Below are 21,430 nucleotides of genomic sequence, written 5' to 3' on the forward strand. Positions count from 1 at the left end.
CTTTTTTAATGGGTTTCATGCATCAATATTTGCAAGGTTTCTGTCAGGAAAATACGAAAACTTGCAAAAAAATCAAAGCTTTTTATTAATTAAATAATTGATAATCAATGTATTAAATAGTTTTTAAGGGTCGACTAATTACCTTCAAAGAGATTCAAACAAAAAAAGCCGAGAATTCTCGGCTTTTCAATTTTATATATAAGTTGCTAACTATTCTTTTTCTACTTTAAAGTTCACTCTTCTATTTTTAGATCTGTTCTCTTTGGTATCATTAGGATAAGCTGGCTCGCTCTCTCCTTTTCCTAAATAATCTAATCTCTCCTTCGCTATCCCATTTTCAGTTAAATAATTAACTACTGATTGAGCTCTTTTCTTAGAAAGCATTTGATTGTACTCTTCTGGTCCTGTGCTATCAGTATGCCCAATAATTACCACTTCAATCTGATTATTATCCTTCATCACTTCCACCATTCTGTTCAATTCTGATTTGCTATTAGCTAGCAACTCAAAACTATCGAAAGCAAAAAATACATTATTAAGTACTATTTCCGCTTTTTCTTTGACAGGAGCCATTATCATATCGTTATTGAAACTTTTGGATTCCTTTTGATTTGTTAAATCAACGTTCTCACTTATAGGCAAATATCCTTTCACTTTCGCTATATATTGATATTCTTTACCCGCAGGTAAAGTGATTTGATACTCCCCAGTGGTAGGGTCAGTTTCAACTTTCCCTACTTCTTCACCGTCTTGAGTTTCATAAGAAACAATAGCATCAAGTGGCTCTTGAGTTTCTGCATCTACTACTCTTCCGGTAATTGTAATAACAGGATCAAGCTCATTAAATAACGGCATTGGTAATCTAAATATATTCATATCGCCTACAGAATCTTCTTTTGTATAATAGGCATAATTACCTTCGGCTGGCATGCTGAAAAATAAGTCATCTCCAGAAGAATTAACCTGTGGTCCCATATTGTAAGGCTCGCTCCAATTTTGCCAAGTATCATCTAATCTTCGTGTCATGTAAATATCACTTTTTCCAAAACCTATATATCCAGATGAAGAGAAAAATAAGGTTTTATCATCTGCTGCTAAGAAAGGAGACGTTTCGTCTGTGGCAGTATTAACTGTTTCTCCTAAATTCATAGGCACTGTCCAAGTTCCATCTCTTTTCTCAAAACTTATATATAAATCTCGATCACCATAAGAGTCTTCTCTTTTTATAGACATCAATAAAGTCTTACGACTATTAGCCAAATAAAAATTAGCTTTCTCTGCCATATTGTAAAAATCCTCTATTTGTAAATTTTGTGGTTTTGACCAAGAATCACCTTCTTTGGAACTCACGGATACTCCTGAATATAATTTTTTCCTCTTCTCATTATATTCATTCCCAATTAATAAAACCATGGTGTTGCCATCAGGTGTAATAGAGCTTACCCAATTTGGTCCATCGCTATTTAATGGTTCTCCTACATTTCTTGCCTCTTGCCATTCATTTGAAGTAGTATCCAAATCACTCACCCATATATCCTCATAATCTTCAATTCCTCCAATATTATCAGGGTGAAATTTTCTACCAAAAAATAATTGCTTTCCATCTGGGCTTAATATGGGTTTTAATTCTTCGTATGGACTATTTACTCTTTCATCTAGCCTTTCAGAAACTAATTCCTGTTTGACATTTGGTACCAACTCTAATTGTAAATCAATTGGAGTTTCCGAATCCGTAATTCCTATCGCATCGATACTATAATAGCCAGGAACAGCATTTCCATCAAACTCAAGTTTTACTGCAGCTACATTAAATTCAGTCAATTCTGTAAATAGTCTTAGAAATCGACCTGGTTGATTAACAATAACAGGCTCTCTTTCAATCATTAAATATTCATTACCCTCTTCATCATAAAAAAATATCTTGGTAAGCGCACTTGGATTATATGATTCTGCAATAGCAATCTGTCTGATAGGTTTTGGATTATTGAAACCAACCTTTATAAATTCTTCTCTACCAGGTCGGCTTGGCGTCCATGCGCTTGGGCTTCCGTCTCCCCAAGGAAAAACATTTGGTTTACCTAACAGCTGATTTACAGAATATTGTGTTTCTTCTAGTTGAGAAGAATATTCCAACACCTCATCGGCCCAATTTGTCTCCTGAGCAAATAATATCTGAGAATAAAATAGAAATGGAATAGGCAGTAATGCAAATAATAGTTTCTTCATTTTTTGTTATTCAGTATTCAATATTCAAGCCTCTACCATCCTATTATTGAGTTTGGCTTGTTCAGTATTTTCTTTACTTATTAGTTGAGTTCCCCCAAAGGCTTTTGTTTTAATTCTTTCCGAACTTACGAATCTAGACATTAAATAGGTTTTTACAGCCGTTACTCGTTTTTCGCTCAATCGTAAATTCGCTGACGTAATTCCTCTAAAATCAGTATGCCCTTCCAATTAAATTCCCATTTCATGATGCTTCTGAAGCATCTCAACCAATTTATCTAATTCTCTATAAGAGCTTTCTACTATAGCTGCTTTACGCTGTTCAAAATTTATATCCAATCTTAAAATAGTGACTGAACCAGACTTTAATAAATTAAATGTTAATAGTTCTGCCTCCTTTTTAATTTTAATTTTTTCCTTTTTTGGAATGTACCCTTCAGCATTAACTCTAACAATATATTCTATTTTTTCTTTAAGATAGAATGAAAATCACCTGTCTCTTTTGATGAATGAAAAATACGAATATCTGAGCAATACGGTAAACTCTCCAATTTGAGAGTAGCCTTTATTGGGGAGTTAAGTGTCTCATCTATCACTTTACCATCGAATTCAACCCATTCTGAGGTAGGTTGAGCAATAACTGATTGCATCCAACATGTAAAAATAATATTTAAAATAAATAACAAACCTTTCATGAGGTAAAATTTATTAATTTTCTAGTGATAATCACAGACAAAATTAGCTTTTAATAATGGTAAATATAGTATTATTCGATGAAATTATTGAAATTCTATTCGAATGGCTTCTTATTAAACATCAAATACCCAATATTAGCTAATAATAAAAAGGGAGTTCTATCATCATAATAGTGCGCAGAAACACCAAGGGGGCCAATTGGAGACATATAAAAGATGGCGCCCATAGCCGAAAAATTATAATCTGGAATTAAATTACTTCTTCTAATGACATCATTATTTTCTTCCCATTTTACCAAAGGCTTAAACGCATGCCCCTCCAATCTGAACTGAAACTTTTTATAAATTGGTATTTGGTATTTCACTCCTCCAGCTATAAATAATGGTGACCTAAAGTTTTCGAGAAATAAGCCTAAACTTTCATATGTTGGACTATAAGCTGGAGTATTTAGTATGGTCCCTCTAAAATTAGAAAATGCCTTGATGCTAGAAGCCTTGGCTGTTAAGGAAAATCCAAAATTACCATATTCCAAAGGGTAATATCTTTCAATTTCTGCGTGAACCTGTAACCAGTTATGTTTTTCTACATTTTGAGGCAAGTCGGAAGTTGAGCCAGGTACATAAAACTCATCTCCATAATTATGAGCAATACCAATTCGAATTCTAGAACCTTTGGTAGGAAATACTTTTTGATTCAGATTAGAAAATGTTAAGGATAAATCTTGTTGAAAACCAAAGAATCGATTCAAATCCAAGGTGTCGGAAGCAATATAATTATCATTATTAGTATACTCGTTAACTTTCCTTAATAGGCTACTTTTAAATTCTAGCTTCATCTTTTCCAAAATCGGCATACCGATAGTTAGCCCATAATTTCTATCAAATTGATTAATAGGAATCACTCTCCTACTATCTAAAAAATTACCAGTATTTAGAAAATCCCAGCCATTGTAAGTGAAAAACGGTTCAACATAAAACTGATAACCAAATGGTAAAGTGAGTTTTAGTTTGTAATCAAATGCCTTATAAAATTGACCTATACTTAAAGATGTATTGTGATTAAATAATAAATAATTGAGATGATCATATCCTGCTCCTAAGTAAAAATTACTTAACCCGGAACTTGCAACATTTCCTCCCAAATTTAATCGTATGTTCTCCTCACCCTCGGAGGTTAAGTCGAAAGCATAGTTCCTGTTCTGCCTATCGTAATAAATAGTTGGAAAAACATTTTTGAAATACGGATCTGCAACTAGGTTATAATAGTTGTATTTTAATTCAGAAATCCCTATCTCCGACTTATTCAACGGATTGATTATTTTTCGAATATAATTTTTCTCATCCTCACGGAAACCTTCAAACTCAAATGTAGAGAATATCAAAGGCTTCATTTTGCTTTTAAACATTGCTCTCTTTTTGTCTAAATCCTCTTGCGACCTTCTGTCTTCAATTTTCTTAAGCAATTCTGGTATCATTCTATTTGCTGCCGCGTATCCGCTATCAATTATCTGAGCTGCCTTATTAAAATCAAATCCTGAAAATTCCTCTAGATTTGGTTCAATTAAAGAATAGTTTTCTCCCAAATCCTTTGTATCAACTTTATCCATTATCATATATAATAATGAAGTTGATATTAATTTGCGATCGTTATCAGGATAGTCTTCAAATATCTTTGTGGATACATTTACACCAATTAAGAAATCGGGGGCATAGCTATTTCGGAGTTCCAAAGCTGGAAAATTATCATAAATCCCACCATCAAAAATGTACTCTCCATTAATTCTTATGGGATTATAAACATAAGGAACTGACATAGTGGCCCGAAGTACTTTACCAAGCTTTCCGGATTCCATATAAACAGACTTTTGTGTGAAAATCTCCGCACCTACGGCTTTAAAAGGCACAAATAAGTTATCAAAATCTTGATTAGCAACTTGATTAGCTTTGGAGGTAAATTCAGCTAACATAAAATTAAGAATTTGATCATTTGCTAATTGTGGCCTGAAATTAGCCTCAAAAGTGGAATCTACACCTAAGTTAATCTCTAGCCAATCGGGTTTAGAGGCTGCTTGATGATAATAAATGTTGAAATCTTCTGGAAAATTGCCTTCAATCCAATTTTGAAAATCTTTAGATCTGGCAATAGAGTCAATTTCCTCAGGGCTAAATCCTGAAGCATAAAAACCTCCAACTACACCACCCATGGAGGTGCCCATTATATAATCTATAGGAATATTATTTTCTTCGAGCGCCTTTAACACACCAATGTGAGCCAACCCTTTTGCACCACCTCCACTCAAAACTAATCCAACTTTCTGAGAAAAAAGGGAATGGCTAATACACAGTAAATAGAATAAAAGGAGAAGCTTTCTATAGCAATACAGTAGGTTCATTTTATGACAACTTCTTATACTGAAGTCAAAAGATAAAGAACCTTATTTAATTTTTTTGCATTCCTGCAATTAAAACTTCTTCTTCACTTTCAGGATAAGATATTAAATCTAGCTTGGATTTAACATATCCTTTGTATCTATTAAAGTTGGATAAATAGTCTGATTTGATTGGTTCGGAAGGTGGTAAATCTACTTTCATAGCATCCACCTGTTTTCCATTTTTCCAGAATCTGTAACATAAATGAGGACCAGTAGCTAAGCCAGTTTGCCCAACATACCCAATTAACTGCCCTTGCTTAACTTTCATGCCTGCACGGATTCCTTTAGCGATGCCATTCATATGCAAATATTGCGTTGAATAAGTTGCATTGTGTCTAATTTTCACATTTCGACCGTTATATTTTTCATATTGAGCCTTAGTGATTACTCCGTCACCAGCTGCATAAATTGGCGTTCCTGTTGGAGCGGCATAATCAGTTCCTAAATGTGCTTTATATCGTTTTTGAACTGGGTGATATCTCCTTGCAGTATATCTCGAGCTTATTCTTGTAAACTTAACTGGATAACGTAAAAAAGCTTTACGTAAACTTTTCCCTTCTTCATCAAAATAATCAATCCCTTTACCCTGGTCGAAAGCAATGGATAGAAATGGATTATTATAATGAATTAATTCGGCTCCAATAATTTCTTGAACTCCCACTGATTTTCCTTCAATCGTTCTTTCAGTATATAAAACTTTAAACTGATCTCCAGGATATATTTTAGTAAAATCAATTTGCCATCCGTACATATCGGCCACCAAATCGACTAATTCTGGAGTACCACCGTTTTTCAAAATCTCTTCGTACAGTGAAGATTGGATAGTACCACTAATTGCTTTTTCTTTAATTTCAACTGGTCTTTTCTCTAGATAGACGTTGATAGAATCTTTTAAATTGAAAACTACATATTCCTCAGGATTCGGTTCGTAAACTAGTGCAGTGGCCGAAGGAAGAGAATCAGTATCTTGATAAATAACAGTATATTTTTTATTAGGAGCTATTTTTCGAACATCAAAGACATTCTTAGCCACATTTGCTAATTGAAAAATAGTTTGGTGCGAAACATTATAAGCGAGAAGTATATCCGAAATACTCTGATTCCGCTTTACCGCATGCTCCTCCACTTGAAAAGAATCTACCACCATACCATACAAAATTGTTGGGGCTGCTTCTAAAACTTCGGTGGCTACAGAATCCACTTTAGTATATTTTTTTAAAATCGCTTTATCAATTGAATTATACTCGAACGTGTAAAAATAAGCAACTGAAATAACAATTAGTACTGCTGCTGCACCCAAAAATTTTCTCATAATATTTCTCTTTCCTATTAAAGCGTCCCGCAATATTATTATATTTTATTAAAAACCAATGAATTAACTACTATATTTTAAAGCGATTATTTAAAATTTAAAGAGCCCTATTGATATTTTCCTAAAATTAAAAACAAATTATCTTTTACCTATAGGTATTATACTGAAATATCAATTTTCAACATTGTATTGCATTAAAAGTCCTAAAAAACAATTCTGCTTTAATCCCAAAAATTTTACAAATCTGCTGGTACGAAAACTTAGTACGAGCCAAAATATCTTCTGATAAACCATTCACTGAATGCCAAAAGAAAAATTAGTAAATAAGGCACTATATTTTGTGTTATAGGCGTAGTTTCACTCTCTCCGCTTAAGATTTGGGGGTATTCCTTTGAAAGTAAATATCCTTTCAAATTTTCGATTTCATTTTTATTGAAAAACTGCCCTTCATTCTTTTGCGCTAATCTTCTTAGTAATTTGAAATCCGCCTGTAAGTTCTGACTTTCAATGTCAAATTCATCTACTACAAATTGTCCTTTACTTTCAAATTTCTTTCCTTGAATTGATGTAAGAGCAGTGAATTCATATATTCCCCCAGGCAGATTTCCGGCCGTAAAATCTGGCTTTAGTCTATCTGGTGTAAATTCAAAACTATAAACACTATCAATCGAATTCTTTATTTCTAACTGAACAGGAATTCCATAAATCCGATCAAAAACTTCATTATACAACTCCACTTTAAATTTAATTTCTTCATTGTCGGCAAATTCCTCTTTTACAGGGAAAACTTTAAATCTATCTTTTTGATTTTTTGCGGTTAAGTATCGAATGGTTTTCATGACCCACTCATCGAAAAATTCATGCTTTTGTGTATTCAAATACTCTACCATCCGCCAAATCCTGAAATTTTGAACTAAAAGAGTAGCTTGCCTTACATCATTATTTGCATAAAAAACAAAAACTGGCTGTTCAGTATTCACATTCCCCACTTTTTTCATAAATAATGCGGTGGAAAGAGGATTGAAATTATGCTTGGCAAAAGGCATTGAAACAGGCGGTAATTCTTGCATCACTTCATTTTGGCTACTGCTTAATTCAAATAAATCAAAATTTGAATTCATGTATGCAAAAGCCTCATCTCGTTCAGAGGAAGACACCAAACTCACAGATTCATTAAGCTCATTATGCTTTCTAATATCCAAACGAGGTCCTGAAATAAACCATATAGGTGTTTCTATATTTATCAAAGTTTCAATCTCCTTTTCAAATGTATTAGCTTGGTTTGGTAAATGAAATAAAATGACCAGATCATATTCTCCAACATCTTTTAATTTTTCATTACTTATTCCATCAATAGCCAGCGTAAAGTCATAATTATCATTTCCATCTATGGCAGCGGATAATGCTTTAATATCTGGGTGCGGATAGGGTGCAATCAATAGTATATTTTTTTTTCCTTCCACTATATTGATGTATGCATATTTGGAATTATTCTCTGAATTAAATTCATTCTTCAAAATTTCAACCTCCACAGCATACTCTTGAAAACCTGTTTCATCTGCATCAATTAAAAACTGAACTGTCTCAATATTTTTTTCACTTTTAAACTGAACTGGTTTTTGAGCAATCACTTTTCCTTTATTAAGCAATTTCACTTGCGTAGTTTCACCTTCAAATCCTGATTGCAAAATGTCAGCCTCTATAGGAAATTGGTTGCCTTCATAAGCCACCTTATTGTACCTGATTTGCTGTAAAATCACATCTTTCTTCTTTGTAGTATCGCCCAAGCCAAGAGTGCTGAGTTGAAATGGAAATTCATAATAATCTGGAGCTATTCCTTGATTATATATTCCATCAGAAATTAAGAATACTTCAGAAATTAAATTTTCATCATAGTTGGTAGCTATATTTTCCAAAGCCGTATTAATTGGACTTGATTTACCCGTATTTCTAATGCTATCTTGCTCAGATACTTCATTACCTGAAAAGCCAATAATTTGGATATCGACTTCTTTTTCTGTGCTGACTTCAGAACTTAACTCCTGAATTGATTGCCAATAAAATTGCAAATTGCTTTCACTTTTGCTAATAGACTCAGAATCATCCCATAAGAAAATGATTTTTGAAGGTTCGGAAGTTGTTTTTTTATTACTTATAAATGGCTCCAGAAAAAGATAGCCGATAAGGGTAACCACTAAAAATCGCAGGATAAACAATACTTTATTCCAAATAGGATTCCATGGCGTTTTCTTTCTGCTATAAAGCAGATAAGCATATCCTAGGCCTATCAAAACAAATAAAATTAGCCAGTATGGTGAATAAGTGGTATTTAACATATTAAGAAGCCAATTTTATTATTTATTGTCAATTATAAAAGCGTTTTTAAATAGAGCAACTTTTTAAGATTTCAATGGTAGCAATGATTTACCTGATAAGTACGGAATAACTTCATAAATACTTTCTTGAATACAGAATTCAATATCCTTCACCACACTTAGTTTAGCTAACCTTTTTGCATGAGAGGAATCGTTCATATATCGCATCATATCTTTTTTTGCTGTAATATACATTGCTTCAGCCGCTAAAGGAGCATCACAAGCAAACTCAAATTTACTTTTCAATTGATTACACAAAGCACCTGCAAATAAAGTATCTTCTAAATTAAATTTACCCTTCCATCCTGCACATAATACAACAATATCTTCCTCTTTGTTTATAAGATAATCAGTTAAAGCCTTTAAATTCAAAAATGCCCCAATCAAAATCTCTTTTGCCGCTAAGCTTTTATGTATTGCTAAAGTTCCATTTGTGGTAGTGACCGCCACTTTTTGACCTTTCACCTTCTCACTCATATATTCGAAGGGTGAATTACCCATGTCAAAACCTTCCGCTTTACTTCCATCACGCTCAGCTGCGGCTAAATATCCTACATCTTGTAAAGCCTTGCATTCCTCTAAAGTAGAAACAGGAACAATTTCTTTAACTCCATTGGCCAATCCGCTCACCATGCAGGAAGTGGCTCGCAAAATATCTACCACCACTACAATCTTATGTTCTAAATCGTACTGATGGAGCAATTCCGGTGTGAGACAAACATCTATTTTTTTCATTTAATCATTTTAACTTTCTCAAAGTGCAAAAATTGCAAAATAATTTGAAATAAAGGCTTAATTATAGATTAGTATCATAAGGAATAGACAATCAGATCATTTTGATTAATTTTACTTCTTATGAAATTACACTTAAGTTTACTCATACTTTTCCTTTTCGTCTTTGGATGCAAAAAAGCCGAACAATCCAGCTCCAGCATAAAAGGAGAAGAGTTAATGCAATACAGTTCGAAACTGAGCATTGAAAAAATGAATGATTATTATAAAGTTGAAGTTTTAAACCCAAACTCCTCGGATAGTAGTTCTTTCACTTATATTCTCTACAAAAATGAAAAGCCTGAAATCATTGCAGCTGCTTTTCTTCAAATCCCTATACAAAGTGCAGTTTGCTTATCAACTTCTCATCTCCCCCCATTTAGCACGCTAGGCAAAAGTCAAACTTTAATTGGTTTTCCTAACACTGATCTCATCTATAATAAAGAGCTTTTAAAATTGGTCAATAAAGGAAGAATTGCCGATGTAGGAAGGAAAAATGGAGTTAATATAGAAAAAGTGATGGAGCTAATGCCAGATTTAATAATGGCTTACAGTTTAGGCAGTAGCATGGAGCAATTAAAACCATTACAAAAAGCTGGGATTCCGATTATTTTAAATACCGATTATTTGGAAAATTCTCCATTAGGGCGTGCGGAGTGGTTGAAACTTACCGCTGTTTTAGTAGATCAATACGCAACTGGAGATAGTCTTTTCAAATCAATTGAAGCTTCCTACTTAGAAACCAAATCCATGGTTGAAAATATAGAAGATAAACCAACCGTTATGACGGGACTCATGTATGGCGACATATGGTATGTGCCTGGTGGAGATAGTTTTGCCGCAAAATTTATTGAAGACGCAGGAGGAAATTACCTTTGGTCAGAAAATGCTCAAACAGGTAGCTTAGAGCTCAGCTTTGAAAGTGTTTTATCCAAAGCTCAAAATGCTAATTTTTGGATTGGCGCAGCTTCATTCAGGAGTTTAAAAGAACTGAAAAATTCAAATAATAAATATGCTCTATTTGATGCTTTCTACAATCAGAACGTGTATTCTTATACTAAAAGAGTGAATGAAGAAGGGGCTAATGATTTTTTAGAATCTGGTTTTATGAGAGCCGATTGGGTACTAAAGGATTATGTCAATTTATTGCATCCAACCATCTTAAAGGACTCTACCACCATTTATTTTGAAGTTTTAAATCCTTGAAAAAAACAGTATCATATAAAAAAATTGCCTTATTGATTCCAATCCTATTGGTATTAATAATTCTTTCTTTAAGCCTTGGATCTGTGCGCATTTCCGTGAATGAACTACTCAATATTTTAATAGGAAAAGACATACAAAACACGGCCTATCAGAACATTCTACTTTCTTACAGAATGCCTAAAACAATTACTTCCGCTTTTGCTGGAGCGGCTTTAGGTTTTGCGGGTTTACAAATGCAGACGCTATTTCGAAATCCATTGGCAGGACCATTTGTGTTAGGAATTAGCTCTGGCGCAAGCTTAGGAGTAGCCTTACTTGTTTTGTTGGGCGTAGGGGTAAATGGGGCATTAGCCTATTGGGGAATGGCAATATCTTCCGTTATTGGCTCTTCCATTGTGCTATTGTTAGTGGTTTTAGTTTCCATGAGGCTAAAAGATAGTATGTCTCTATTATTAGTCGGATTGATGTTTGGAGCATTTACTTCAGCCATCGTAAGTGTGATGCAATATTTCAGCAGTGCTGAAGATATTCAAAATTATCTTTTCTGGACTTTTGGTGCCACCGGAAACCTAAGTTGGGCTGAATTACAGTTATTTGTCCCGCTTATCATTTTAGGAATAATAATCGGTTACTGGCAAGCAAAACCACTAAACGCACTTTTAATGGGTGATAATTATGCACAAAGTATGGGGTTACGGATTCGGAATGTCAGATTGCTTTTAGTGATTTCAACCAGTATTTTAGCGGGGATAGTTACAGCCTTTTGCGGACCAATCGCCTTCTTAGGGCTTGCAGTTCCCCACATCAGCAGGATATTGTTTAAAACATCCAATCATTTTACGCTGATCCCTGCCACACTTTTAATTGGAGCTTGCCTTTTATTAATTTGCGATATCATAGCACAAGTTCCTTTTTCCGATTTAATATTACCCATAAATGCGGTGACCTCACTATTTGGTGCTCCGGTGGTGATTTGGTTGATTTTAAGAAGAAAAAACATTAGTAAAAATTTTGGATAATTTACCCAACATATTGACCACTTCAGATTTATCCATAGGCTACAAAAAAGGAAAATCACAAAATATCCTCATGGAAGACCTTAATCTGAAAATTCAGAAAGGTAAATTCATTGCCTTATTGGGAGCCAATGGTGTGGGAAAAAGCACCTTGATCAGAACTTTAGCAAATCTTCAATCGGCCTTGAAGGGTGGCGTTTTTATAAATGAAAAAGATATCAATCATTTCGGAGCAAAAGAATTTGCCAGAAATGTCAGTTTAGTTTTAACCGACCCAGTACAAGGTGGCAATATGACTATTCTTGAATTAGTGGAAATGGGGCGTTATCCCTTCACCAACTGGACAGGAAAATTAATGGCATCAGACCATGAGAAAGTTGAAAAAGCAATCCAATTATGCGCCATAGGCTATTTGAAAGAAGCTAATATCACAGAGATAAGTGACGGTCAACTACAGAAAGCTATGATAGCCAGAGCCTTAGCTCAAGATGGAGAACTAATGTTGCTTGATGAACCCACCGTCCATTTAGATGCCAATAACAGATTTACTGTTTTAGAATTACTGAGAAACTTGGTCAACGAAACAGAAAAATCAATGCTCATTAGTACTCACCAAGTTGAAATTGCACTTAAAATGGCAGATGAAATTTGGCTAGCTAATTGTGGTGAAAACATAGTCTGCGGAACACCAGATGAATTAATTAGAAATGGAGCCATAGAAAGGTCATTTCCATATTTGAAGAACACAAAAGAATATTGAACCCCACCTCATATCTGACGTAAACAACCTAAAGGTTAAATTTAAGGAAAACTTACATCTGTCATTTCTAGCGTTTCAGACTTATTAAAATCCTACTTTTTATTTCTACTATTGCATTCCCATTTTCACTGAACTCAAGAACTGTGGTAAATATTTTCAAAAAAAGTATAAAAATAAGCGAAGAGAAGCATTACCTAAAGGTTATAAGTCAAGGTGAAAGAACAGAATTTAGCCTTGTATTACAAAATGCGGAGAAAATTCATAAAGCCATTCAATTATCAAATAGGAAGAGAATTTTACTGGATTATCGTGACACCATTTTTAAAATGCCTCACAACGAAGCTTTTAATTTATTAAAAGTATTTGAACTAAAGCTTACAGAATTCAGAGAAGTTAAAATGGCGGTTATTATTAATCCCAGAACTGAGGAAATTGGTGGTTTTTGGGCTTCAATTTGTCGGAAGAGAGGTTTTGATTATCAAATTTTCCGTGATGAAGATGAAGCTCAAGATTGGCTTTTAACTGAAAATCAAGCTGGTTGACATTCCCTACAAATTCCATTCATCGTGTAGCTTATGCTGTTGAGCTGATATCCATTTTCTAATACAACATCAGGAATTTTTACATCTTCCAAGCAGTATGTCTGATTACATTGCTCACAAATAAAATGAGCATGTTTATCTTGATGGACATGTTCAGGACAACTATCAGAGCAAATGGCATATCGCATATTCCCGTTTGGGTCGGGTGTCTGATGTAAAATACCGTTTTCTTCAAATGAATTTAAAGCTCTATAAATCGTAACTCTATCATGGCTTGATTTCAAATCTTTTTCTATATCGCTTACAGACAAGGCATGCTTTGATCCCATAAATATTTGAAGCATCTCCAATCTAATTTGTGTTTTACGCAAACCATTGGATTTCAATATATTTTCTGCTTTAAATGTCGTCTCCATTGCCTCTTTATCTTCCTCAAATATCATGAAAATTATACAGAATTCAAACTAACGCAATTAGTTTGCTTTTATAAACTTCTCGTAAGATATCGTATTAAATTATTCTTTTTCTACTGCCTCACCTTGCAATTGTTTATGATAAAGCTCTTTATACGGCCCTTGTTTATTTAAAAGTTCTGATTCTGTTCCTTGTTGAACGATTTCACCATCATCCAGCACGATGATATAATTTGCCAATTTCGCAGAACTTACTCTGTGAGAAATAATAACGCTTGTTCTATTTTGCATTATTTTCTTTAATGCATTAAGAATAGCATTTTCAGTTTTGGTGTCAACAGCGGATAAGGCATCATCCAGAATCATAATTTTAGGATCGCGAGCGATAGCTCTTGCAATGGATACTCGCTGTTTTTGACCACCCGATAATGTAATTCCTCTCTCACCTAACTCGGTATCATATCCTTTAGGGAAATCAAGAATGTTATTATGTAAATCTGCATCTTTAGAAGCTTTCAACATTTGTTCCTCGCTTAGGCCTGTACTTCCAAAAGTTATATTATTTCGTATAGAGTCAGAGAATAAAAACACATCCTGAGGTACATACCCTATCTGACTTCTTAAATTTTCAACTTTAAAATCAGCGATTGGGGTATCATCTACCCTAATATTTCCAGCTGTAGGGTCGTACATTCTTGTAATCAAGTTGGCAATTGTACTTTTTCCTGAACCAGTGGCCCCAATTACAGCTAGCGTTTCTCCTTTCTTCACCGAAAAGCTCACCTCTTTTAAAGCCTTAATTCCGCTGTCAGGATAGGTGAAGCTTACTTTATCAAAAACAATTTCTCCTACAATATCCTTTTCTAAATTTTTATCAGATACTATTTCTGTCTTGGTACTTAAAAATTCATTAATACGCTTTTGAGAAGCTGCTGCCCTTTGTATAATGCTGGTCACCCAGCCTACCGAAGTAACTGGCCAAGTCAATAAGTTTACGTAAATAATAAATTCGGCTATATTTCCAGCACTTACCGCTCCATTCATTACTTCAACGCCTCCAATATATATCACTAAAATAATACTCAAGCCTATCATCCCCATAATTAAGGGAAAGAAAAGTGCTTCAATAAATGTTAATTTCAGCGCTCTGAATTTGTAATTATTAGTCTCTTTCGTAAAATTCTGAAGCGAATCTTCCTCTCTAACAAAGGATTTTAGAACTCTAATGCCAGAAAAAGCTTCTTGCACCAAAGTGGAAAGTTGAGATTGGCTTTTTTGGATTTCCTCTGAGCGTTTATTAATCAAATTGTTTACAAAATAAATGCTTACTGAAAGAAATGGTAGCGGAATTAAGGAATACCATGTAAGTGTAGCATTTACAGAAAACATAATCGGAATCACAATACAAAAAAGCGTCACCAGGTTGACAGAATACATTATGGCAGGCCCTAAATACATTCTCACTTTACTGACATCCTCCGATATTCGGTTCATTATATCGCCTGTATTATTTCTTCTGTAGAAACTAAGTGGCAATTTTTGGTAATGATTATAAATTTCGTTTTTCAAATCATATTCAATATGGCGCGACATCACAATTATAGTTTGCCGTACCAAAAAGAGAAATAATCCTCTTCCTAATGCCAAAAGGATGATAATTCCTCCATATACTAAAATCGCTGATGAGAAGATTTCGTAATAATTAGATTGCAAATCAAAACCATCATACATCCGGTACATTTCAATATTCTCTTTTACCAGATTGAAGGCATAACGCACTACCTGAGCAGGGAAAACTGCAAAGAAATTAGACACAATCATAAAGAGAATGCCCAACAGAAGCAGATATTTATATTTTAGAAGATACTTATTTAAGTGCTTTAATTCTATCACGGAATAACAACGTTTGATGAATTAGATGGTTTAAAGTAAAAAATCCAAACCATTCAAATGATAATAAAATACAAATATACAATTCCACAAGTGGATTAAATCCATATTTAACCATTAATGACAGGATTGTTGAAAATATTTTAAAACTATTAATCATTTAAGAAATATTGCTTTCACGTTTTAAACGAAATTAAATTTCACTTAAAAGTCCCTTATAAAATTATCATTTTGCTTATCGCGATATCAACTCCTTAAATATGGAATAAATGCAATTTGTGCAACAATTGATTTGCAGTAAAAATAAAGTTATTTTTGCATCGATATTTCCCGAAAGGTAGGGAAAAGGAAACGACAAAAGACATCAAAATTAATTCCAAAATGGTTGAATTAAACGAAAAAGAAGCCCAAACGAAATTCTCAGCATTTGATACAATTGCTGAAATGGGGCATGAACAAGTGGTTTATTGCTTTGATAAACCTACTGGCCTGAAAGCCATAATCGCCATTCACAACACCATTTTAGGTCCTGCATTAGGCGGAACAAGAATGTGGGCTTACAAAAATGACCAAGAAGCTTTGATAGATGTCCTCCGATTATCAAGAGGAATGACCTACAAAGCAGCCATTTCAGGACTAAATTTAGGAGGCGGAAAAGCAGTTATAATTGGTAATCCTAAAGAGTTAAAGAATGAAGCTTTTTTAAGAAGATTCGGAAGATTTGTAGATAGCTTGAGCGGTAGATACATTACGGCTGAGGATATGAACATGAATACTTCTGATATGGTACATATTTCATATGAAACCAAAAACGTAATGGGATTGCCAGAATCTATGAATGGAAGCGGTGACCCTTCTCCTGTCACAGCTTATGGTGTTTACATGGGCTTAAAAGCTACTGTAAACAAAGCCTATGGTATTGATAGTCTACAAGGAAAGAAAATTTCTGTACAAGGAGTTGGTCAAGTAGGACATTATTTAGTGGATCACCTTATTGAGGAAGGTGCACAAGTAACTATTGCAGATATTAATGAAAGTAATATCAACAGAGTTACAGATAAACATGATGTTACGGTTGTACAGCCAGAAATGATTTATGATGTTGATGCCGATATCTATGCTCCATGTGCAATGGGTGCTACTATTAATGATGATACGATCAACAGGTTAAAAGCTAACGTAATAGTGGGTGCTGCTAACAATCAATTAGCTGATGAAAAGAGACATGGAAAAATGCTTCAAGATAAAGGTATTTTTTACGCTCCTGATTTTCTAGTGAATGCTGGTGGTATTATTAATATCTTCCCTGAATTGATGAAAAATTACAATAAGCCATTGGCATTGGAACAAACTGAGAAGATTTATGACAAATGTTTGGAAATATTAAACAAAGCTGAGGCTGAGGGCAAAACCTCTCACCAAGCTGCTATTGAAATTGCTGACAAGCGAATGGCAGACATGGGCAAAGTGAAATTAGCTTACTAAGCTTTGAATTATTAATTTTACAAGGAAGGGGGGTAGCCGTCTTCCTTATTTTTATTATATTATCGTTCTTTTTATTATTGATTATGCTGAACAGAAGGTCCTTAAGAATAAAAGTTATGCAAGCGCTTTATGCGGTTCAAAAATGTGAAGAAGCAAATTTTGAATTGGCGCAAGACCACATAGAAGACATTTTTACTCCAGATTTAAATTCAATGGAAGTGCAAGATAAGGTGCTTCTGAAACAGAATGCAAAAACAGCCATAAAAATATTTAAATCAAATTACCACGCAAATCAAATAAAAGAAGAGCAGGATAGCAATCCTGAAATCCGAGCAGCAGTTAGTGATGCAATTAATCTCTTTCAAACAAATGTTAAAAAAGACATTTCTTTTGTAAGAAAGGATATGCTAGACGCTGTAAATACGCTTTTAGAAAACTATTACCTTTCTTTAAAACTCTTAATTGAATTTGCCGATTTGGCAAAAGAAGATATTAAGAAACGAGAAAAAAGAATAGCTGAAAGTGGAAAACAAATCTTTGAAAGTGAGTTAAATTTATATCAAAATAAAGGTATCAAAATTCTAAAAGAGAATGATGCACTTCAAAGTGAATTTATTCGCTTTGGTACAAGTTGGGAAGACGACCAATTGGATGTTCAAGAATGGTACAGAGATACGCTGAAGAAAGCAGATTTCTATAAAGAATATTTGATGAAAAACAATCCTAGTTTTGAAGATGATGTGGAAGTTCTTAATCAAATCTGCCGTCATATTATTTTAAAAAATGAAGCAATTACAAACTTCATGGCAGAAAGAGATCTATATTGGGAGGAAAATAAATCAGCTCTAAAATCGATGTTGAAAAAAAGTATCAAATCAATGGATGATATGACCCAACATATTGAACTGATTGAACTCTCAGCAAATTGGGAAGATGATAGTGATTTTTTCAAAGAATTATTTCAACAAACTATTCTTCATGACGAAAAATATGAAAAGCTAATTTCTGAATTTGCACAAAACTGGGCAACTGACAGAATAGCGACAGTGGATATGATAATACTAAAAATGGCAGTAGCAGAAATGCTCAATTTCCCAAGTATCCCTGTTAAAGTAACAATAAATGAGTACATTGAGCTTTCTAAAAATTACAGTACGCAAAAAAGTAAGCAATTTGTTAATGGTTTATTAGACAAAATTTCAGTCAGCTTAGATAAAGAAGATAAAATTCAAAAAAGTGGGCGAGGTTTAATAGACAATAAATAACTTCATAATACTATTTGCGTAGAACTCAAAAAACTTTAATTGTACATTTGAATCATTTTTTAAGTACAGTATATTTACAGCTAAAGCAAAAATATTATGAGCAAAGGAAGTAATTTATTCGCATTTTTAGCGGGAGCAGCTGCAGGAGCAATTGTAGGGGTTTTATATGCACCTGACACTGGTGAGAATACGAGAGATAAGTTAAGTTATCGATTAGGAAAGTATAAAGAAATGTTAGAAGACCTTTTGAATGACATTTCAGAAGGAGAAGATTTAGGATTAAGCACAGCGAGAAGTGACGGAGAAAAAGTGGTTAATTCTGCAAAACAAAAAGCTGAACAATTACTAACAGACGTGGATGCGCTGCTTGGACAAATTAAAAATAAAGAAGAAAAAGCAAAATAAATTAACAAATAAAAACTATGAAAAGTGTAATATATGCAATTTTTGCAATAGGTTTATTGTCACTTGGAGCATGTGATAGTGACTTAGAAAAACGAGTAACAGATTTGGAGAGAAGAGTTGCAGCTCTTGAAGGTAATGGTGGTAATACTACAATGAGTACTTCTTCGCAAGTAAATAGCGCTACTACCGAAAATAAAGCTCAAGTACAAAATACTTCAAACGAAAAACCAGAAGGTCCATTACCAGTAATGGAGTTTGCTGAAAAAACACATGATTTTGGCAGAATAACGGAAGGAGAGGTTGTAACAAAAGTTTTTACCTTTAAAAACACAGGCGAGGCTCCATTGATTATTTCGAATGCTACTTCATCTTGTGGATGTACAGTGCCATCTTATCCTAAAAATAAGCCAATCGCTCCAGGTGAAGAAGGAGAAATTGAGGTAAAGTATAACTCTAGAGGCAAAAAGAATCAGGATAACAAAGTAGTAAGAATCACAGCTAACACGTGGCCTGCAACAAATAATATAACAATTAAAGCATTTGTAGAGCCTAAGGCTGAAACCACAAGTGCAGGACCAGTAAAACAATAATAATTAATGATCCAATTTATTTTAGCACAAGCTACTACAGGAGATGATAGCGCTTGGATGAGCCAATTACTTTTATTTGGTGGTATAATTTTAGTATTTTATTTCTTTATGATTCGTCCGCAGCAGAAAAAGCAGAAGGATCAGAAGAAATTCATTGCTGAAATCAAAAAAGGTGATTCAGTGGTGACAATTGGTGGCCTTCACGGGAAAGTTTACCAGGTAGAAGAAGATAAAATTATTTTGGAAGTGGATAAAGGCACCAAAATGATTTTTGAAAAGTCTGCAGTATCATTAGAACAAAGTAAAAAACTTCAAGAAAAATAAAATTATTGAAGCAATTTGAAAAAATATGGGATTGGTTGAGCAATGTTTTCTTGCCGCAATCAAATGATACTATTAAAGTGGTAGTCTTGTGCATAGTCACAGCTACCACTTTTTGGTTTTTCAATGCGCTTAATGATAATTACTCTACCAGAATAACTTACCCTATTAAATTTACTTTCCCTGATTCATCTTTAGTAGTAGTAAATGAACTCCCCAAAAAAGTAAGCATCAATGTAAGTGGTGGTGGATGGAATTTACTTAGAAAAACTTTCTGGTTTACGATAACGCCTGTTGAGGTTCCATTAGAAGACCCTGTAAATCAAAATTACATATTAGGCAATTCGCTTTACACTTTAATTGCAAACCAAATGACAGAAATTCAACTGAATTATGTCGAAAATGATACGCTAAGGATTGAAATAGATTCAATAAGAACAACAACATCCAAGTTATCTGTAGACAGTACTCAACTTGATTTAGCAAAAGGCTTTCAAATTATTTCGGAAATTAATAAGTCGCATGATTCCGCTACCTTTTCGGGACCTGAACGCTATATCAATAAGATACCTAAAGAAATTTTTATAGAAATTCAAGCTGAAAACATATCAAGCAATTATTCTGAAGAAATTTATTTACCGACCTTCGGCTCAAGTTTAGTAAATAGAGATCCTGTAGAAATAGAAATCAATTTTGAGGTAGCCAAATTTATCAAACAGGAAATTATGTTGCCTTTTGACAAAATAAACATGCCAACTGATTCAAGCGCTTATATTTTTCAGGATAGTTTAGCCACATTAAAATTTGAAATTCAAGAGCAATTCGCAGGAAAATATAACTTAGATAGTATTCAATTAATTGTTGACTTCGAAAATATTACACCTACTGATTCAGTAACTTTACCTGAAATAAAAATGCTTCCTCAAATTCTGAAAGAATTGGAAATTAAGGTCGATTCAGTTCGATTTAATTATAGTGAAGAATGAAGAAAATTGGAATAACAGGTGGAATTGGAGCAGGCAAAAGTCTGATCTGCGAAGTATTTCAACTCCTAGGCATTCCAAATTATCCAGCCGATTCCAGAGCCAAATGGCTACAATCAAATGACCCAGAACTGAAATCACAAATAGCAAATCATTTTGGAGAAGAAGCATACTTTGAAAACGGAGAACTCAACAGAGACTATCTGAGCAAAGAAGTTTTTGGCGATGATGACCAATTAAAATTACTCAATAGCTTGGTCCACCCTGCAGTTGCCAAAGATTTTGAAAATTGGTGCAAAAATCATTCTGACAAACCCTATATTTTAAAAGAAGCTGCTCTTTTATTTGAAACAGGTTCTTATAAACAATTAGATGCCACCATCAACGTGCACGCCAGTCAGGAGCTTAGGCTAAAAAGAACCTTGGAAAGAGATCCTCAAAGAACCAAAGAAAGTGTTTTGTCCATCATGAAAAAACAGCTTTCAGATGACGATCGAATGGAATTAGCAGACTATGTCATTTATAATGATGAAAGTAAATCTATAATTCGGCAGGTGATGGAGTTGCATGAGGAGTTGGTTGGGTGAAACGAGGATCCGAGCAAGGATGTGGCTGTTGCACAACTACCTTTTATAAAAGTTAAAATTACGACTCATTTCTGGATAATTTCTGTTTTGAAGTCCTGTTATAGATAGAGACTTCCGATACACTGAAAAAACAGATAAGAATTGACTTATTTTATTGTT

Annotated in this window: 19 protein-coding genes; 11 read left to right on the plus strand and 8 right to left on the minus strand. The window is 33.8% G+C overall.

The genetic code is table 11. From position 1 onward, the window contains the following. Positions 1 to 210 precede the first annotated feature (210 nt). From VFM92_RS00020 to VFM92_RS00045, 6 genes are all read right to left on the minus strand, one after another. On the minus strand, positions 211 to 2,226 hold the full coding sequence (locus VFM92_RS00020; RefSeq protein ID WP_325120135.1) for an OmpA family protein: 2,016 nt from the start codon (positions 2,224 to 2,226) through the stop codon (positions 211 to 213). Positions 2,227 to 2,250: 24 nt separating this feature from the next. Next, complete coding sequence (locus VFM92_RS00025; RefSeq protein WP_325120136.1) at positions 2,251 to 2,454, minus strand: OmpA family protein; 204 nt, start codon at positions 2,452 to 2,454, stop codon at positions 2,251 to 2,253. A gap of 559 nt (positions 2,455 to 3,013) precedes the next feature. Next, positions 3,014 to 5,311: a patatin-like phospholipase family protein gene (locus VFM92_RS00030; RefSeq protein WP_325120137.1), complete on the minus strand. Its 2,298-nt coding sequence runs from the start codon at positions 5,309 to 5,311 to the stop codon at positions 3,014 to 3,016. Positions 5,312 to 5,357: 46 nt separating this feature from the next. Next, the gene (locus VFM92_RS00035) at positions 5,358 to 6,662 is read right to left on the minus strand and encodes a peptidoglycan DD-metalloendopeptidase family protein (protein WP_325120138.1); all 1,305 of its coding nucleotides are present in this window, start codon (positions 6,660 to 6,662) and stop codon (positions 5,358 to 5,360) included. 260 nt (positions 6,663 to 6,922) lie between these two features. Then, complete coding sequence (locus VFM92_RS00040; RefSeq protein WP_325120139.1) at positions 6,923 to 8,998, minus strand: hypothetical protein; 2,076 nt, start codon at positions 8,996 to 8,998, stop codon at positions 6,923 to 6,925. A 63-nt stretch (positions 8,999 to 9,061) separates the two neighbouring features. Beyond that, positions 9,062 to 9,772, minus strand: coding sequence for a 2-phosphosulfolactate phosphatase (locus tag VFM92_RS00045; RefSeq protein ID WP_325120140.1), 711 nt, complete (start codon positions 9,770 to 9,772; stop codon positions 9,062 to 9,064). A gap of 120 nt (positions 9,773 to 9,892) precedes the next feature. Here VFM92_RS00045 and VFM92_RS00050 point away from each other — a divergent pair, with 120 nt between their 5' ends. From VFM92_RS00050 to VFM92_RS00065, 4 genes are all read left to right on the plus strand, one after another. Continuing rightward, positions 9,893 to 11,014 (plus strand): ABC transporter substrate-binding protein, encoded by a 1,122-nt coding sequence (locus VFM92_RS00050; RefSeq protein WP_325120141.1) that lies wholly within the window; start codon positions 9,893 to 9,895, stop codon positions 11,012 to 11,014. Continuing rightward, positions 11,011 to 12,033 (plus strand): iron ABC transporter permease, encoded by a 1,023-nt coding sequence (locus VFM92_RS00055; RefSeq protein ID WP_325120142.1) that lies wholly within the window; start codon positions 11,011 to 11,013, stop codon positions 12,031 to 12,033. The genes VFM92_RS00050 and VFM92_RS00055 overlap by 4 nt, the downstream gene beginning before the upstream one ends. After that, positions 12,026 to 12,790 carry an ABC transporter ATP-binding protein gene (locus tag VFM92_RS00060; RefSeq protein WP_325120143.1) on the plus strand — a complete coding sequence of 255 codons (765 nt, stop codon included), beginning with the start codon at positions 12,026 to 12,028 and terminating at the stop codon, positions 12,788 to 12,790. The genes VFM92_RS00055 and VFM92_RS00060 overlap by 8 nt, the downstream gene beginning before the upstream one ends. Positions 12,791 to 12,933: 143 nt before the next feature. Continuing rightward, complete coding sequence (locus tag VFM92_RS00065; protein ID WP_325120144.1) at positions 12,934 to 13,332, plus strand: hypothetical protein; 399 nt, start codon at positions 12,934 to 12,936, stop codon at positions 13,330 to 13,332. Here VFM92_RS00065 and VFM92_RS00070 read toward each other — a convergent pair. Continuing rightward, the gene (locus VFM92_RS00070) at positions 13,320 to 13,775 is read right to left on the minus strand and encodes a Fur family transcriptional regulator (protein WP_325120145.1); all 456 of its coding nucleotides are present in this window, start codon (positions 13,773 to 13,775) and stop codon (positions 13,320 to 13,322) included. The genes VFM92_RS00065 and VFM92_RS00070 overlap by 13 nt on opposite strands. A gap of 72 nt (positions 13,776 to 13,847) precedes the next feature. Beyond that, positions 13,848 to 15,638: an ABC transporter ATP-binding protein gene (locus VFM92_RS00075; RefSeq protein WP_325120146.1), complete on the minus strand. Its 1,791-nt coding sequence runs from the start codon at positions 15,636 to 15,638 to the stop codon at positions 13,848 to 13,850. A gap of 378 nt (positions 15,639 to 16,016) precedes the next feature. On the opposite strand from VFM92_RS00075, the gene VFM92_RS00080 reads away from it, so the two are divergent. The 7 genes from VFM92_RS00080 to coaE all read left to right on the plus strand — a co-directional run bounded on the left by VFM92_RS00080 (position 16,017) and on the right by coaE (position 21,271). After that, entirely contained in the window at positions 16,017 to 17,120 is a 1,104-nt protein-coding gene (locus VFM92_RS00080) for a Glu/Leu/Phe/Val dehydrogenase (protein WP_325120147.1), read from the plus strand. Positions 17,121 to 17,203: 83 nt separating this feature from the next. Then, positions 17,204 to 18,385 carry a transcription antitermination factor NusB gene (gene nusB, locus VFM92_RS00085; protein ID WP_325120148.1) on the plus strand — a complete coding sequence of 394 codons (1,182 nt, stop codon included), beginning with the start codon at positions 17,204 to 17,206 and terminating at the stop codon, positions 18,383 to 18,385. Between the two features lie 96 nt (positions 18,386 to 18,481). Then, positions 18,482 to 18,790 (plus strand): YtxH domain-containing protein, encoded by a 309-nt coding sequence (locus VFM92_RS00090; RefSeq protein ID WP_325120149.1) that lies wholly within the window; start codon positions 18,482 to 18,484, stop codon positions 18,788 to 18,790. Positions 18,791 to 18,807: 17 nt separating this feature from the next. Then, the gene (locus VFM92_RS00095; RefSeq protein ID WP_325120150.1) at positions 18,808 to 19,380 is read left to right on the plus strand and encodes a DUF1573 domain-containing protein; all 573 of its coding nucleotides are present in this window, start codon (positions 18,808 to 18,810) and stop codon (positions 19,378 to 19,380) included. Positions 19,381 to 19,386: 6 nt separating this feature from the next. Next, entirely contained in the window at positions 19,387 to 19,704 is a 318-nt protein-coding gene (gene yajC, locus VFM92_RS00100; protein WP_325120151.1) for a preprotein translocase subunit YajC, read from the plus strand. 5 nt (positions 19,705 to 19,709) lie between these two features. Next, positions 19,710 to 20,687, plus strand: coding sequence for a hypothetical protein (locus tag VFM92_RS00105; RefSeq protein ID WP_325120152.1), 978 nt, complete (start codon positions 19,710 to 19,712; stop codon positions 20,685 to 20,687). Then, positions 20,684 to 21,271 carry a dephospho-CoA kinase gene (coaE, locus tag VFM92_RS00110; RefSeq protein WP_325120153.1) on the plus strand — a complete coding sequence of 196 codons (588 nt, stop codon included), beginning with the start codon at positions 20,684 to 20,686 and terminating at the stop codon, positions 21,269 to 21,271. The genes VFM92_RS00105 and coaE overlap by 4 nt, the downstream gene beginning before the upstream one ends. Positions 21,272 to 21,430 lie beyond the last annotated feature (159 nt).

The organism is Marivirga sp. (genome assembly GCF_035704835.1).
Taxonomy (GTDB): domain Bacteria; phylum Bacteroidota; class Bacteroidia; order Cytophagales; family Cyclobacteriaceae; genus Marivirga.